Raw genomic sequence first — 15,990 nt, 5'->3', positions numbered from 1 at the left:
ACCCTTCGATTAACAGTCGAATGCTCTGCCAATTGAGCTACGGAGGAATGAAGCGCCTATGACTTTAGCAAAGGTTTTACCCAATGCGAAATCGGCGCAAGATACCCACCCGGGGTATAAAAAATACCCCCGTACCGGCTGACCGGAACGGGGGTATTGCGCGCTCCTCCGACTGGACTTGAACCAGTAACCCTTCGATTAACAGTCGAATGCTCTGCCAATTGAGCTACGGAGGAATGAAGCGGTTACTAGCTTAACAGGGCCTCGCTGGAAAACGAAATCGAGCCCTCAGCCGTCCGCCCGGAGCGCCCTGCGCTCCATCTCCAGCTGCATCAGCTCCCGGTTCAGGCGCTGGAACTCCTCGGGGTTGGACGCGGCATCGAGCCGCTGGAGCTGGCCCATCTTGTCCGCTTTGATCCGGGTGATCTGGAGTTCAAAGAGCCGCGCCAGGATGTCCCGGCAATACCGCTGCATGGCCTCCGGAGTGCTGGCCGGCAACGGTGTGACTGCAAGTTCCGAGACCAACGACCGCAGCGGCTCGGGAACTTCCTGGCGGATCTGCTCCACCCACGCCACAGGATCCCCTGCGTGCGCCAGGCCCGTGGCCCTGATGGCCGCATGGACCGCACCATACGCAGGGGTGGAGAAGTGCGAGGCCTCGAAACGTTCCCACGCTCCGCCGCCCAATACCGCGGGATCCTGGAGGACGACCTCCAAAGCCTGGCGCTCCATGCCCGCAACGGGGTCCCGCGGGTCGGGACGCTGGAAAACAGGACCGGACGACGGCGGGGCTGCCGCCGTCGTCGGCTGTTCGTTGCCGCCTGGCGCGCCACTGACAGGTCCACCGCGCTTGATGGCGGCACCAACGTACCGGCTGACCTCCTCGATGGGCATCCCGAGCCAGCCCGCAAGTTCGCGGGTGTAGCCGGGCCTCGTGGCCGAGTCGCGGATCTGCGCGACCACCGGAGCAGCCTCCCGCAGTGCTGCCACGCGGCCCTCCACGGTGTCGAGGTTGTGCCGGCGCAGGGATGCCTTGATGGCGAATTCGAACAGTGGCTTGCGGCTGAGGATCAAATCCCTGACAGCGGCGTCGCCTTTGAGCTGGCGGAGGTCGCAGGGGTCGGCGCCGCTGGGTTCAACGGCAACGTAAGTTTGTGCCTGGAACCGCTGGTCCTCTTCGAAGGCCCGCAGGGCCGCTTTTTGGCCGGCCGCGTCGCCGTCGAAGGTGAACACCACTTCCCCACCGGTCCCGTCGTCGGAAATCAGGCGACGTGCGATCTTGATGTGCTCGGTACCGAAAGCAGTACCGCAGGTGGCCACCGCCGTCGCTACTCCCGACAGGTGGCAGGCCATGACGTCCGTGTAGCCTTCCACCACCACCAGTTGCCGTTCCTTGGCTACATTCTTCTTGGCGATGTCGATGCCGTACAGGACCTGGGACTTCTTGTAGAGCGCGGTTTCGGGGGTGTTCAGGTACTTGGGACCCTGGTCGTCTTCGTAGAGCTTGCGCGCACCAAAGCCGATGGTGTCCCCCGCGATATCGCGGATTGGCCAGATCAGCCGCCCGCGGAAGCGGTCATAGATACCGCGGTTGCCCTCGGAAAACATGCCGGTGAGTTTCAGCTCCGCGTCGGTGAAGCCCCGTCCACGCAAATGTTTCAGCAGCGCGTCCCAACCCTGAGGGGCGTACCCGACGCCAAAGTGCTCAGCAGCGGCGCGGTCAAAGCCGCGACCGTCCAGGAAGTTGCGGCCCTCGGCCGCCCCGGGCGTCAACAGTTGGGCACGGAAGAACTCGTCAGCGATCTTGTGGGCGTCCAGCAACCGTTGCCGCTTGCCGACTTCCTCGCGGCTGGGCCCTGTTCCGCCGTCTTCGTAGCGCAGCTCGTACCCGATCCTGGCAGCCAGTTTCTCAACGGCTTCATGGAACGAGCTGTGGTCCATCTTCTGGATGAAGGAGATGGCGTCACCGTCCTCGCCGCAGCCAAAGCAGTGGTACCGGCCCACTTGCGGTCGGACGGTAAAGGAGGGCGAACGTTCGTCGTGGAAGGGGCACAGTCCCTTGAAACTGCCCAGCCCGGCGCCCTTCAAGGTGACGTAACCGTCAACGACTTCCTTGATATCCGTGCGCTGGCGTACTTCGTCGATATCTTCACGTTTGATCAGGCCAGCCACGTCACCATCCTAGTCGCTCGGCCGTGGGCTCCCGGCTTCACCAGAGTGACGGCAGGCTGCCCACCAGGCGCTCGTACATGGCCAAGGCAGAGGCATCGGTCAGTGAGGCCACCTGGTCGATCACCACGCGAAGCCGGGCGCCGTCGTCGACGGCGTCACGCCAGTCGGACGCGAACATCGGCTCCAGGTGACGGTCGCCCGTCGCGTTCAGGACGCCCACCAGCGCGTGGAGGACCTCGCGTTGACGCTCGTACACCGGCTGGCGGTGGTCCGTGGAAATCACGAAAGTGGTGGCCAGGCCCTTGAGGACAGCGATCTCCGCCACCGTTTCATCCGGGACCATGAGTTCGGCGTCGTACCGGGTCAGGTTGGCGGGCCCGAAATGTCCGCGGGTTGTCTCCATGGCGCTCTGGCAGAACCGGCCAATCAGCTGGCTGGTCATGTCCTTCAGCGCCGCCATCGACTTCCGGCTGCCGTCGGCTTCACGGACCCACACCTTGGTGGCTTCGAGCCGGGCCAGGGCAGCGTCGATCTCCGCGGGATCGTGGTGCGGCAGGTACCACTGCTTGGTGTAGCCCACCACCCGTGCACGGTGGTCGGGGTTCTCCATCCACTTCAACTGGAAGTGGCCGGCAACGATCGCGTCCTCCACGTCGTGGACCGAGTAGGAGATGTCATCCGCGAGGTCCATGACCTGCGCTTCGATGCAGGAACGGTTTCCGGGCGCGCCCTCACGGAGCCATTCGAACACAGGAAGGTCGTCCTCGTAGGCACCAAACTTACTGGTGCGGTGGCCGTGGATGACCGGGGCGTCCACGGCTGACCACGGGTATTTGGATGCCGCGTCCAGGCTTGCGCGGGTGAGGTTCAGGCCCGCTGGGCGGCCGTCCTCGGCCAGCACCTTGGGTTCTAACCGGGTCAGTAACCGCAGCGTCTGCGCATTGCCTTCGAACCCGCCGATGGTGTGCGCCACTTCGTTGAGCGCAGACTCGCCGTTGTGGCCAAAGGGCGGGTGGCCGAGGTCGTGGCTGAGGCAGGCGGTGTCCACGACGTCGGGGTCGCACCCCAGGGAGCGCCCCAGCTCGCGGCCCACCTGTGCCACTTCGAGGCTGTGGGTCAGTCTGGTGCGCACAAAGTCGTCGGTGTCAGGAGCCACGACCTGGGTCTTGGCGCCGAGCCTGCGCAGGGCCGAGGAATGCAGGACCCTGGCCCGGTCCCGTTCGAAGTCCGAGCGGTAATTGCTCTTGCGGGGTTCTTCGACCCAACGCGCGGAATCGGCGTCGACGTAGCCGGGAATTGCCTGCACGTAATCGTGTGCGGTTCCGTTATGGCCAATCATCGCTTCGGTTCCCATGGGTATCTGCCTCCTTCAAGCGCCTGTTGTGGTGCTTCTTGAGCCAGTCTTACACGTGTGAGGCTAGCCGCCCGACACGTCCAGCTCCGCGGCCGAGATATCGGCGCTCTGTTCCGCGTTCAGCTGACGGCTTTCCAGCCAATCCTTGGGGAGGGCAGGCTTCTTGGGCGAGCCCGCCCGGCCTCGGGGGCCCTCGGAATCGACGCCAGGATAAGGCGAGTCCATGTCCAGTTCGTCGAGGTATCCGCGAAGGACTTCAAGGGTGGGGACGGTGGCGAGTTTGGTGCGCAGTTCGCTGCCCACCACATATCCCTTGAAGTACCAGGCCATGTGCTTGCGGATCTCGCGCAGGGCTTTGTATTCGTCGTTGCCGAACGTCTCAACCATCAGTTCCGCGTGCCGGTAGACACCCTCGGCAACTTCACGCAGTCCAGGGCGGTGCCGCTCTTCGCTGCCTTCAAAGGCTGCCTGCAGATCGCCGAAGAGCCAGGGCCGGCCCTGGCAACCACGGCCCACCACCACGCCGTCCACACCGGTTTCACGGACCATGCGGACGGCGTCTTCCGCTGACCAGATGTCGCCGTTGCCCAGGACCGGGATGTCGGGAAGTGCTTCGCGGAGCCGGGCGATGGCTGACCAGTCGGCCTGTCCGGAGTAGAACTGGGCGGCGGTGCGCCCGTGCAGGGCAACGGCAGCCACGCCGGAATCGCGGGCGATGCGGCCGGCGTCTAGGTACGTCAGGTGGTCATCATCGATGCCCTTGCGCATCTTGATGGTGAGCGGAATATCTCCCTTTGACGCTTCCCGGACCGCCGTCTGGACGATGGACGTGAAGAGATCAATTTTCCAGGGCAGGGCGGAACCGCCGCCTCGCCGGGTGACCTTGGGAACCGGGCAGCCAAAATTGAGGTCGATGTGGTCGGCGCGGTCTTCCTCTACCAGCATCCGGACTGCCGCGCCCACTGTCACAGGATCCACCCCGTACAGCTGCACGGAGCGGACCTTCTCGTCATCATCGTGGGAAATGATGCGCAACGATTCCGGTGTCCGTTCCACCAGGGCACGGGAGGTCACCATCTCTGCCACATACAGGCCGCCGCCGTATTCACGGCAGAGCCTGCGGAAGGCTGAGTTGGTGATCCCGGCCATCGGGGCAAGGATCACCGGGGTGTCCACGGTGATCCCGCCGAGCTTCAAAGGCGGGAGCTCGAGCTTCGGTGCGGGGGGCGTTGCTACTACAGTCACCCATCCATTGTTGCAAACGCGGGCAAATCGGGGAGGCGGGCCCTTAGAGAAGCCACCCGTTCTCATGGGCCAACCGCACGGCTTCGGCCCGCGTCCGCCCACCGGTCTTGGCCATGGCCGCCGAGAGATAGTTCCGGACCGTGCCTTCGGAAAGCATCGCGGCCTTGGAGATATCGGCCACCGTACCGCCGTCGGACGCCGCCTTCAGCACCTCCGCCTCGCGTTCGGTCAACGGACTGTCTCCCGACATCAACGACTCGGCTGCAAGCGAAGGGTCCACCACCCGCAGCCCTTGGTGCACCCGCCGAACCGCCTCGGCCAGCTGACGCGCCGGGGTGTCCTTGACCACGAACCCGGATGCTCCGGCCTGCATGGCCCTCCTGAGATATCCCGGCCTGCCGAACGTCGTGACCATCAGGACGTGGCACGACGGTGCCGCACGGCGAACGGCGGCCGCTGCGGAAATACCGTCCAGGCCCGGCATTTCGACATCCAGCATGGCCACGTCAGCCGCATGCTCCACCACGGCCGCAACCACACCGGTCCCATCCCCCAGCTCAGCCACTACTTCGATGTCCGCTTCAAGGCCCAACAAGGCAGCGAGGGCACCCCGGACCAAGGCTTGGTCGTCCGCGATCACCAATCGAATGCTCATACGTCAACGGCCAATCTGAACCCTCCCAGGTCGCTCGCACCAATACTTACCGTTCCGCCGGCCGTGGCGGCACGCTCCCGGATCCCTGCCAACCCGCTGCCGGGGACGCCCGGCCCCGGCCCCACGCCGTCGTCCTCCACCAGGACGGTCGACGCCGTCAACCGGACCCGGCACTGGACGGCGCCTGAATGCCGCACAACGTTCGTGACGCCTTCCCGCAGCACCCAGCCGAACAGTTCCCGATACTTGGCCGGCACCTGCTCCACTGTCCGGGGAAGGTCGGCTTGGATGCCGGCCGATTCCAAGGCGGTCCTCGCCGCCGCAAGTTCGGCAAGGACGTTGACCCCGCGGTATCCGGCCACCGTGGCCCGGACGTCGGCGAGCGCACCACGGGCAAGCTCCTGGACTTCGCCGATTTCCCCTGCTGCCCTGTCCTTTGCCGGGCCGCCGGGGATGGCTTCCATCAGGCGGCCCGCCAACTCCGCCTTGACGGCTATGACGGTCAGGGAATGCCCAAGGATGTCGTGCATGTCCCGGGCAACCCGGCTGCGTTCGGCGGCCACCGCGGCGTCTGCGAGTTCTGTCTGGGCGGCCCGCAGCGCAGCTGTCTGGCGGATCAGGCGCGCGAACGAGGACATCATGAAGCCGAGGGACAGGATCAGCGCCGGCTGGAAGAATGCCTGCTCCGGGCTGCCCTCTGCCAGTTCGGAGGCCAGGGAAATACCGGACAGTGCCATGATCAAGGCGAAGTCGACGCGGGGCGGCAGCGTGGTCATTCCAATGGCGCACGCAAGGAAGGGCCAGGTCCACAGTGCTTCCTTGCCCACCAGCAGGATGACGAGTCCATTCAGGGCCAGGAGGATCGTGACGCAGGCCAAACCCGTGCGGGCGTTCCGTCCCCGGCTCATCATGGGCAAGAGTGCGTAAGCCGCAAAGAAGGCCACCAACGACGCCGAGGCGAGAACCTTCCAGCTCACGGGCTCGTCGACGGACCATACGAGGTTCCAGGTGGGCCAGGCCCACAACACGATGGAGAACGCTGCGCCGATGAACCATTTTCGGGGACCTGGACCCCGGAGTGTTTCCCACAAGGACGGGCTGCTCATGGATCCCACCTTAGTCACGGCCCAGCGGCTCAGACACGGTTGGTGTCGCGACGGAAGGCCATGGCTGCCCCGCCCACGAATATCGCCAGCCAGACCAGGACGTTCACGATCCACAGGGCATCGAACTCCCCGGTGATAGGGCTTCGTGCCAGCTGTCCGATCCCGTAGGCGGGGGTGAATTTGGCGATGGCACCAAAGGTATCGCCCATGATCTCAATCGGCATGAAGAGCCCTCCGAGCATGGCCAGGATGGCCAGGGCCGGGCCCAGGATCTGCATGACGTTCTGGCTTGGCATGAGGTAACCCACGAAGAGACCGAGTGCGGCGAATACCAAGGAACCCACCCAGGCCACCAGGCCGGCGGTCAGCCATGTCTGGGCGTCCATGGTCACCCCGGCGAGGGCACCGATCACGAACTGGGCAATCACTGCAACCAAGGAGAGGGTCAGCGCGGCCGCGGCCTTGACGGCTATGTATGCACCGGGCAACAGGGGTGTGAGGCGCAACTGCCTGCTCCAGCCCTGGGCACGTTCCACGGCCACCTGGCTGCCCGCACCCGTGGCTGCGGTCATGGCCGCATAGACGGTGAGGCTGATCAGGATGTACTGCCCGTAGCTGTGTCCATTGGGCAGTTGCTGGTTCTTGTTGGACAAGCCGAAGATGAAAAAGAAGATCGCCGGCATGAGCACCGTGAACATGATGGTCCGCCGGTTGCGGAGCATGCGTTTAATCTCAATCCAGAGGAATGTGGCGTTGACGCCGCCCGCGGAGGGCTTGCGGTCCTGAATTGCTGTTCCCTGGCTCATATCCGGTCCCCTTCCATGGCCGTGGGGGCCGTGGCCGGCCCGGCCTCGTCTGCGGTGAGGGCAACGAAGGCTTCCTCAAGGTTGTTCGCGACGACCTCAAGGTCATGGGCGCCGGTATTGGTGAGCAGGAAACGGACCACGGAATCCGAGTCGGCAGAGCGGACGGTGACCCGACCGCCGTCGAACTCAACCTGATCGGCCGCAGGCAGGCCTGCCAGCAGGACTCGGTCATCGGCGGGAAGTGACGCCCGGACGGTTCTTCCGGAAGCCAGGTTCTTGATCTGGGCGGCGGTGCCGTCGGCAACCACTTTTCCTTGGCGCACCAGCACGATCCGGTCAGCGTAGGCGTCTGCTTCTTCGAGGTAGTGGGTAGCAAAAATGACTGTTCGCCCCCTCGAAGCGTCGGCGCGGATGGCTGACCAGAAGTCGCGGCGTCCGGCGACGTCCATTCCGGTGGTTGGCTCATCCAGGATCAGAAGCCCGGGGTCCGAGACCAGCGCCATGGCGAAACGTAGCCGTTGCTGTTGGCCGCCGGAGCACTTTTCAACCCGGCGATCGGCGATGTCCAGAATTCCTGCGCGGGTCAGGACCTCGTCCACGGGCCGGGCAGAATCGAACATGGCCGCCGTTAGCTGCACTGTTTCCCTGACGCTGATGTCCCGCAGCAGGCCTCCGGTCTGCATGACGGCCGCTACTTGCCCACGGGCTATGGCTCCCCGGGGCGCGTGCCCGAAGATGGACACCTCACCGGCGTCCGGAGCGCTGAGGCCCAGGATCATGTCGATGGTGGTGGTCTTGCCGGCACCGTTCGGGCCCAGGAAAGCCACCACTTCGCCTTGCTCCACGGTCAGGTCCAGGCCGCGCACCGCCTGGACCTTGCCAAAACTCTTATGCAGTCCGGCGGCGCGAACGGCCGGCACTCCCGGTGTTGTCATTGCTCTCCCTGGAATAGGTCTTGTACACCCATTCAAGCCGGGGAACCTTCCGCGCACCCGTAGCGGGTGTCATCGGTTCGGCATGACAAATGTCATCCGGTCAATCGCTGCTTCGGCGCTCCGCTTCGCGCTGCGCCCGACGACTCCCTGGCCGGGCGGTCCTGGCCACGGCAGCCGGTTCGGGGGTGGCGCCTTGCCGGACACCGGCGTCGTTCGTTTCGTCCTGCCCGGAACCGACGACGACGGCGGCCGCGGCCAGCGCGCCGGTATCCTCAAGGCCGTCGGCACTTACGGCCGGTCCCCCGGCAGCGGCAAGGCGCTTCATGCCGGTGGCTTTGACCACCAGGACACCGATGAGGGTAGTGACCGGAATCGCGAGGACCAGCCCGATGGAGCCCACCAGGGTGCGGATGACTTCCTCGGACAATTCCGCGCTGGTGAGAGCCTCTGCCAGTGGGCGGTCGTACAGCATCACAATGATCAGAATGGGAAGTGCCGCACCGGCGTAGGCAAACGCGATGGTGTAGACCGTCGAGGCGATGTGGTCCCGCCCAATCCTCATGGCAGAAGTAAACAACTTCCGGGCGCTGGTGTTGGGTGCAAGCTCGTACAGCTCCCACACCGCCGACGATTGGGTGATGGTGACGTCGTTGAGGACGCCCAGGCCGGAAATGATGAGGCCGCAGAGGATGACTCCGGAAATGGAAATCTGGGGTGACATGTTGACCAGCGTGGAAGCATCGTGGCTGCCCACACCGGCCAGGTTGGCCGCGTCAGTGGCCCACGCCGCCAGGAGCGCCGTGATCGCCAGTCCGAAAATGGTTCCCAGCAAGGCCGTGGACGTCCTCGCCGAGAACCCATGGGCAAAGTACAAGACCCCGATCATGATCACCGTGGACCCCACCAACGCCAACAAGAGCGGCGGCTTGCCCTCCACCAGACCGGGCAGGATGAAGCTGACCAGGACAAAGTAGGCTCCCACCAGGCCCAGGAGCGCACGGAAACCGCGCCAGCGGGCCACCGCAATCACCACCACGGCATACAGCACAGCCAGGGCCGCTATGGGGATGTTGCGCACGAAGTCGACGAAAACGTACGACGGCGCGCCACTGCCCGCCGTGTTGCCTTGCACGCCCGAAAGATTCAGGTACCGGATGGAGTCACCAACGTCCACGCCATGGGACATCGCAACATCAGGGTTGATGACGACTTTGACCGCCTCACCGCCCTTGTCCGGCACAGTGAAAGCGAAGGTGCACTGGGAGCCGCCGGCCTGGTTCTGGCCTGTGCTGGGCTGACCCGTGGTGGGCTGGCCCGTGTCTGGCTGCCCCGTCTGGGTACAGCTTTCCACCACAACGCTTTGTATCTTGCCGGTGTCGAACGTGACCCCCGGGGCAGCCTGGTAGGGACTTGAAAAGTTGATCCCCTCCCGGCTGCCCGAGGGCCACATGAGCACCATCGCTACCAGGGTCAATACGCCCAAGGGAACCAGGACTGCCGCCAGCAGCAGGTTGGCCCTTTTACGGGAAGCGACCGCCTGCGGGGTTGGTTCCGAACCCTCGGGATGACCGTGGGAGTGACTGTGGCCCATCAGCTGTAAAACCTCATGGGCTTAAGCCTACGTGGATCCGGTGGACTCCCGGCTCAGCTTGGCGGGATGTTCTGGTTGACGCGGAAGAGGTTGTCGGGGTCGTATTTGGCTTTGACCGATACCAACTTCTCCCAGTTGGGTCCGTAGTTGTCCGCGACCCGGTTCTGGTCCTCCGAGTCCATGAAGTTGATGTATCCACCAGCCTCCGAGTGCGGTGCCAATGCGGCCGCGTACGCGCGGGCCCAGGCGATGTTGGCTTCGTTATCTGCAGGATCGGGCCACTGGGTCGCAATGACCGGAGAGAACTTCATGTCCCGGTGGGCAAAGGCAGTGTCCTCTACGGCTACCCGGGACACAGCGCCGTCGATGGGATAGATGTGAACGGCGGTGTTCATGCTGGTCACGGTGGCCCCGAATTGGGTGTGGGCGGCGATCGCGCCGTCGTTGAGTTCGCGCAGGAAGTTGGCCTTCCAATACCCCTGCATGCCCTTTGGGTTGAGCCCGTCGAAGGCGACGTTCAGGGCCGGCTACGGCATGGGTCCCACCATGAATCCCGCCACCGGGGCGGCCTCCAGGAACGGCTGCCAGCGTGCGTCCCCTTCAGCGGGGTCTCCGGTCCACATTCCCACCACCACGCACACTGCCTTTCCGTGCCACTCTTCGGGCACACTGCCTTTCCGTGCCACTCTTCGGGGAGGAAAGGCACAGGAGGCCCTTGATGGAAGCCCAGGAATGCCCCGAGCTCTTCGGGTGCGGAAGCTATGTAGTCACGGTAGAACCTGGCCACTGCGGGAATGTTCTCCGCGCCGTAAATGATGATGCCCGCATGGACCATATCCACCGGATGGAGTGCGAACTCAAGGGATGTCACCACCCCGAAGTTGCCTCCGCCACCCCGGATCGCCCAGAACAGGTCTTCATTCTGTTCCTCGCTGGCGATCAGGAACTTGCCGTCTGCCGTCACGACATCTGCCGAGACAAGGTTGTCGCAGGAGAGCCCGTACTTCCTGGCGAGGTACCCGATCCCGCCGCCCAAGGTCAGGCCCGCCACACCCGTGGATCCAACGATTCCACCGGTGGTCGCAAGCCCGAAAGCGTGCGTGGCGTGGTTGAAGTCGGCCCAGGTCGTACCGCCTTCGGCCCGGGCCCGGGAATTTTGGGGATCCACCCGAACCCCGGTGCGATTAACGAAGTCCAACACCAGGGCGTCGTCCCACGTCCCGAAACCAGGAGCGCTGTGCCCGCCGCCCCTGATGGCCAGCGGCATGGAGTTCTCGCAGGCAAAGTTCACACCGGCGATGACGTCGGAGACCTGCGCTACACGGATGACCCCGGCAGGACGTTTGTCCACCATCGCGTTGAAAACGGCGCGTGCCGCGTCGTAGTCAGGATCTTCAGGAGTGACGAGTTGCCCACGTAACTGTTCCCGCAGCCCGTCGAGGGCGATCTTGTTCATAGTGCATACCATCGATTCAGACCTGAGACCGGACTTTCCACACGCCTCTCCCCCCGGATGTGACGGCGTGGGGGCATACGTCGATAGACCTACTCCTGAGCCTCGGCCGCGTCAAGAACCTCTGATAAGGACCAGAAAACAACGAATCCTGCCTGACCCTGGAAACAGGGCCAGACAGGATTCGCAGTGCTCCAAAGTCGTACGTGGATTCCGGTCAGTCGCTCACGATCCACGTATCTGCACCACGAACGTGGGCTTTCCCGGACTCGAACAGTGGTCCCAGGACCGAGCGCAACGCCGTCATCGATTCGTCGACTTCCAGCAGCACAGGGTGCTGGTAGGCGATCAGAGCCAAGAGGTCACGCACTGCCGCTGCCGCGTCCCCATCGGAAAGACTGGGATCGTGTCCCAGGAAGACATCCGATGGTTCATCCGAGTTGCCCTGGGCGTAGCTGATGGCAAACGCCTGGATTTTGCCCTTGCGGCTCGCCGGAACGCCCTGGCCAAAAGCACTGGCTTTCGGCGCCCGCAGGACGATCGCACCATGGGCGCCCGTGAGGTCATGCAAGAACAAGCGCTGGACCGTCGCGATGCTAAGCTCCCCCGGGCTGTCCCAGTGGTGGACGTGAGAGTAGTACTTACCCACCACGTCGCTGAGCTCCACCGAACCTGTTGCCAGGTCCTCCACGCGCTCCGACGCCGCTTCCTCGGAACCATCCCCGAAACGGGGCAGCTTCAGCGGCTCGGGTTCCACCACAACCAGTTGCGAACGCTGGATGGGGGCAAGTCCCGCTGCAGCGGCAAATGCCGCGCCGGCAGTATCCGGTTCCACTTTGCTGCGTAGCTTGGAAACGCCCGACGGCGAGTCCCCGGCTTCTCGGCGCAGCATCGCCAGGAGGGTGGAACCAACGCCGCTGCGCCGATGGTCCTTGGCAACCTCGATGTACGCCCAAAGGCGTTCCGGGTGCAGCGAAGCTTCATGGACGACGCCGGCGGCAACGGGAATGCGCCCACCGTCCACGACGTCTTCGGCCACGATGCAACGCCGCCATGGCTGATTGCTGGACGGGGCCAAGGCCGCACGGAACTGCTCAGCGGGCAGGGTTTCCGGACCACCCCAGATCTCCAGGAGGGCGAGGTCGTCGCCCTCCTTCCATTCGCGGTACTCCAAAGCCACGATCAGGCGCCGATCAGGCGTGCGGCCAGGTAGCCCTCAACCTTGTCCAGGGACACACGTTCCTGGCTCATGGTGTCGCGCTCGCGGATGGTGACGGCCTGGTCTTCGAGGGTGTCGAAGTCCACGGTGATGCAGAACGGGGTACCGATTTCGTCCTGGCGACGGTAACGGCGGCCGATGGCGCCGGCGTCGTCGAAGTCGATGTTCCAGTTCTGGCGCAGCTGCGTGCCCAGGGCCTTGGCCTTCGGGGAAAGGTCCTCGTTGCGGCTCAGCGGCAGGACGGCGGCCTTGACCGGAGCGAGGCGGGGGTCGAGCTTCAGCACGGTGCGCACGTCCACGCCGCCCTTGGCGTTGGGGGCCTCGTCCTCGGTGTAGGCATCGATCAGGAAGGCCATGAAGGAACGGGTCAAACCAGCGGCCGGCTCAATGACGTACGGGGTGTACCGCTCATTGGTGGCCTGGTTGAAGTAGCTCAGGTCCGTGCCGGAAGCCTTGGCGTGGGTGGAGAGGTCAAAGTCGGTGCGGTTGGCGATGCCCTCAAGCTCGCCCCATTCCGAGCCTTGGAAACCGAAGCGGTATTCGATGTCCGTGGTGCCCTTGGAGTAGTGGCTGAGCTTCTCCAGCGGGTGCTCGAAGAAACGCAGGTTCTCCTCACGGATGCCCAGGTTGGTGTACCAGGACATGCGCTCCTTCATCCAGTACTGGTGCCATTCTTCATCCGTGCCTGGCTCGACGAAGAATTCCATTTCCATCTGCTCGAACTCGCGGGTACGGAAAATGAAGTTGCCCGGGGTGATCTCGTTGCGGAAGGACTTGCCGATCTGGCCGATGCCGAACGGCGGCTTCTTCCGGGAAGTGGTCAGCACGTTGTTGAAGTTCACGAAAATACCCTGCGCGGTCTCCGGACGCAGGTAGTGCATGCCTTCCTCGCTGGCCACCGGACCCAGGAAGGTCTTCAGCAGGCCGGAGAATTCCTGGGGTTCGGTCCACTGGCCGCGGGTTCCGCAGTTGGCGCAGACGATGTCCGCAAGGCCGTTCTCGGCGGGGCGGCCCTTCTTTTCCTCGAACTCTTCAAGGAGGTGGTCGGCGCGGTAGCGCTTGTGGCAGGACAGGCATTCCACCAGCGGGTCGGAGAACACCTCGACATGGCCGGAGGCTTCCCATACCTGGCGGGGCAGGATGACCGAGGAGTCCAGGCCCACTACGTCTTCACGGCCGCGGACCATGCTCTGCCACCACTGGCGCTTGATGTTTTCCTTCAGCTCCGCACCCAAGGGGCCGTAATCCCACGCGGAACGGGAGCCACCATAGATTTCACCGGCCTGGAAGACAAAGCCCCTCCGCTTGGAGAGGGAAATGACCTGGTCAAGGACGGATTTTGCTGCCATGGGTAACTCCATTTGTTCTACAGGGCCGCTGGGTGCGGTCCGCGGTGGTTAGCCCCGGATTCCGGACGTGGTTGTCCGGCGGGGAGGTTGGGGAAATTGCTGTCTCCTACCCTACCGGCCTTTGGCCGCACCCCTTCGTGCGAAAGCTCCCCTGGGCCAGGGCAGGGTGGCCACGATGATCGCGGCAAGCGTCAGCACGGTTCCCAACACCGTGGGCAAGGCGACCACCGCGCCGGGACTGGGGATCACGACGTCGAGCACCAGAGAGCCCACCAGCTGGCCCGCAATCATGCCCAGCCCGGTGATCAGTACCCCGAGGCTGCGGACCAGCAGCGCTGCCAGGCCAATGAAAAGGCAGCCCATGGGACCACCGAGGTAGTACCACCACTCCGACGGAAGCGGATTTCCAGGACCGGCGACTGCCAGTTTGATGAGCCAGGCGATCCAAAGAATCGCGGAGCCCGCGATGAAGTTGACCAACGTGGCGGCGACGGGCGTCCCGTAGTGGACGGTTGCGGTTCCGTTCATGGCCTGCTGGAAGCTCATCAGGAAACCGGCGGCCAGCGGAAGCAGCACGGGCAACAGCAGCGAGGCAACATCCGCGTCAGCCCCGAACCGCGGCGAAACAGCCCACGCGACGGCGGCAACGGTCAGGACACTGCCCAGGACACGGACGCCGGTAATGGCGCGTTTCCCGCCGGGCCCGATGCCCATGCGGTCCACGAGCAGTCCGCTGAGGGTCTGCCCCGTCACTGCGGCGACAGTAAACAGTGCCACGCCGAGCAGTGCCACCGTGAAGGATTGGGCAAAAACGAACAGCGCACCGATAGCGCCTGCCATCACGTAAAAACGGGGAAAGCTGCGGTTCCGGACCGCTGGGACGATGCGCTGAAGACCGGCCCTGCCTTTGGGGGTCGCCAACGAAATCGCGCTGATGAGAATCAGGCCTGTGGTGAAGCTCACCACAGCAGCTGCTATGCCGTCGTTCAGTGTGGCGCCAAGGGCACCATTGATCCTTCCTTGAAGCGGAATGACCAGGCCCGTTGCTACTGCAATCGGGAGCCCAAGGGCAAGCGGAAAGGCGGAACGGGAAGAAGGCTGCGGCACTGTCACCACACTACTTCAGGCATCATTGCTGTATGAGCAACCCGGAAATCGAAGAGATCCCCATCCGCGACGACATGATCCGCCTTGGCCAGCTGCTGAAGCTCGCCAGCCTGGTGGAGGACGGCGTCGAGGCCGCGGAGCTCATCAAGAACGGCCTGGTCAAGGTCAACGGTGAGATCGACGAACGCCGCGGCCGCCAACTCCATCCCGGCGACACCGTGACGGTCAACGGTCAGACAGTGAAGATCACCGCCGCCTAGCCCCGGGGGTTTCTGTACAGAAACTCAAGCCGTGAGCACTTTGTGGGTGAGGAACTCCCCCACATGCCCGATCTCCTGCTGGTTGATGCCGTGCCACATCCCGGTGTAGAGGACCTTGGTGAGGTCCACGTGCTTGCGCACCCAGCCCATGGTGTATTCGATCTTGTCCGGGGTGATGACGGGATCCTGCTGGTCACGACCCCAGAACATCGGCAGGGTACCGTCCAGTTCGTCGTCACGGAATGCCGGGTCAGCGCCGGCGTCGATCACGAAACCGGAAAGCCCGACGACGGCCGCGAAGTCCGCGGGCCGGTACCGGAGCATCGTGGTGGCCATGGCCATGCCCATTGAGAACCCCAGGAGCGTCACTGAGGAATGGTTGGCCTTGACGGAGTCGAGCCACTCCAATGCGTAATCGGCAGCAAGCTTGACGGCGTCGATGGAGTAATCGATGGACGCCGTGAGCGGGAACCAGGTATAGCCGGGCCCCGTCGGCATGGGAGCGCGGAGGGCAGCCACCACGAAACCGTCCGGCAGCATCCCGGCAAGGCTGAAGAGGTCTTCCTCGTTGGAGCCGTAGCCATGCAGCAGGACCAGCAAAGGCTTTCCGGCACGTTCGGCTTCGTCGTGGGACCACAGGACAACGGGTGCGGGGAATGCGGGAGCTTCTGTCATGGGTCTATTCTTGCAGTTGCCCACAGGTAACAACTTACGGTCGCGTAGGGTCGCAGACACGAG

Annotated in this window: 15 protein-coding genes and 1 tRNA gene; 1 reads left to right on the top strand and 15 read right to left on the bottom strand. The window is 64.1% G+C overall.

The window, feature by feature from the left end:
- Positions 1-163 precede the first annotated feature (163 nt).
- The 14 genes from QRM57_RS08255 to QRM57_RS08190 all read right to left on the bottom strand — a co-directional run bounded on the left by QRM57_RS08255 (position 164) and on the right by QRM57_RS08190 (position 15,001).
- Positions 164-236, bottom strand: a tRNA-Asn gene (locus QRM57_RS08255).
- A 52-nt stretch (positions 237-288) separates the two neighbouring features.
- A complete protein-coding gene (dnaG, locus tag QRM57_RS08250) occupies positions 289-2,172 on the bottom strand; it encodes a DNA primase (protein WP_235519651.1) in 1,884 nt (627 codons plus the stop codon).
- A gap of 37 nt (positions 2,173-2,209) precedes the next feature.
- Positions 2,210-3,526, bottom strand: a complete 1,317-nt coding sequence (locus QRM57_RS08245) for a deoxyguanosinetriphosphate triphosphohydrolase (protein ID WP_257368484.1) — start codon at positions 3,524-3,526, stop codon at positions 2,210-2,212.
- Positions 3,527-3,589: 63 nt separating this feature from the next.
- Positions 3,590-4,771, bottom strand: coding sequence for a tRNA dihydrouridine synthase DusB (gene dusB / locus QRM57_RS08240; protein ID WP_235519645.1), 1,182 nt, complete (start codon positions 4,769-4,771; stop codon positions 3,590-3,592).
- A 43-nt stretch (positions 4,772-4,814) separates the two neighbouring features.
- Complete coding sequence (locus tag QRM57_RS08235) at positions 4,815-5,426, bottom strand: response regulator transcription factor (RefSeq protein WP_235519644.1); 612 nt, start codon at positions 5,424-5,426, stop codon at positions 4,815-4,817.
- A complete protein-coding gene (locus QRM57_RS08230; RefSeq protein WP_284986230.1) occupies positions 5,423-6,532 on the bottom strand; it encodes a sensor histidine kinase in 1,110 nt (369 codons plus the stop codon). Before QRM57_RS08230 ends, QRM57_RS08235 begins: the two co-directional genes overlap by 4 nt.
- A 29-nt stretch (positions 6,533-6,561) precedes the next feature.
- Positions 6,562-7,338 (bottom strand): ABC transporter permease, encoded by a 777-nt coding sequence (locus QRM57_RS08225; RefSeq protein ID WP_235519641.1) that lies wholly within the window; start codon positions 7,336-7,338, stop codon positions 6,562-6,564.
- Positions 7,335-8,273, bottom strand: coding sequence for an ABC transporter ATP-binding protein (locus QRM57_RS08220; protein ID WP_257368488.1), 939 nt, complete (start codon positions 8,271-8,273; stop codon positions 7,335-7,337). Before QRM57_RS08220 ends, QRM57_RS08225 begins: the two co-directional genes overlap by 4 nt.
- A 100-nt stretch (positions 8,274-8,373) precedes the next feature.
- Positions 8,374-9,864 carry a YibE/F family protein gene (locus QRM57_RS08215; RefSeq protein WP_284986229.1) on the bottom strand — a complete coding sequence of 497 codons (1,491 nt, stop codon included), beginning with the start codon at positions 9,862-9,864 and terminating at the stop codon, positions 8,374-8,376.
- A gap of 53 nt (positions 9,865-9,917) precedes the next feature.
- Entirely contained in the window at positions 9,918-10,349 is a 432-nt protein-coding gene (locus QRM57_RS08210) for an FAD-binding oxidoreductase (protein WP_284986227.1), read from the bottom strand.
- Positions 10,350-10,381: 32 nt separating this feature from the next.
- Positions 10,382-11,320 (bottom strand): FAD-binding oxidoreductase, encoded by a 939-nt coding sequence (locus tag QRM57_RS08205; RefSeq protein WP_284986226.1) that lies wholly within the window; start codon positions 11,318-11,320, stop codon positions 10,382-10,384.
- A 214-nt stretch (positions 11,321-11,534) separates the two neighbouring features.
- A complete protein-coding gene (locus tag QRM57_RS08200; protein WP_284986225.1) occupies positions 11,535-12,497 on the bottom strand; it encodes a GNAT family N-acetyltransferase in 963 nt (320 codons plus the stop codon).
- A gap of 2 nt (positions 12,498-12,499) precedes the next feature.
- Complete coding sequence (locus QRM57_RS08195) at positions 12,500-13,885, bottom strand: glycine--tRNA ligase (RefSeq protein ID WP_284986224.1); 1,386 nt, start codon at positions 13,883-13,885, stop codon at positions 12,500-12,502.
- 111 nt (positions 13,886-13,996) lie between these two features.
- Complete coding sequence (locus tag QRM57_RS08190; protein ID WP_284986223.1) at positions 13,997-15,001, bottom strand: DMT family transporter; 1,005 nt, start codon at positions 14,999-15,001, stop codon at positions 13,997-13,999.
- Positions 15,002-15,024: 23 nt separating this feature from the next.
- On the opposite strand from QRM57_RS08190, the gene QRM57_RS08185 reads away from it, so the two are divergent.
- Complete coding sequence (locus QRM57_RS08185) at positions 15,025-15,252, top strand: RNA-binding S4 domain-containing protein (protein ID WP_284986222.1); 228 nt, start codon at positions 15,025-15,027, stop codon at positions 15,250-15,252.
- A gap of 24 nt (positions 15,253-15,276) precedes the next feature.
- Here the strand turns inward: QRM57_RS08185 and QRM57_RS08180 are convergent, their stop codons facing one another.
- Positions 15,277-15,927, bottom strand: a complete 651-nt coding sequence (locus QRM57_RS08180) for an alpha/beta hydrolase (RefSeq protein WP_284986220.1) — start codon at positions 15,925-15,927, stop codon at positions 15,277-15,279.
- Between the last annotated feature and the right edge of the window lie 63 nt (positions 15,928-15,990).

This window comes from Arthrobacter sp. fls2-241-R2A-172 (assembly GCF_030208885.1).
In the GTDB taxonomy this organism is placed as follows: Bacteria; Actinomycetota; Actinomycetes; order Actinomycetales; family Micrococcaceae; genus Arthrobacter.
This window is presented reverse-complemented; position numbering and strand designations above follow the sequence as displayed.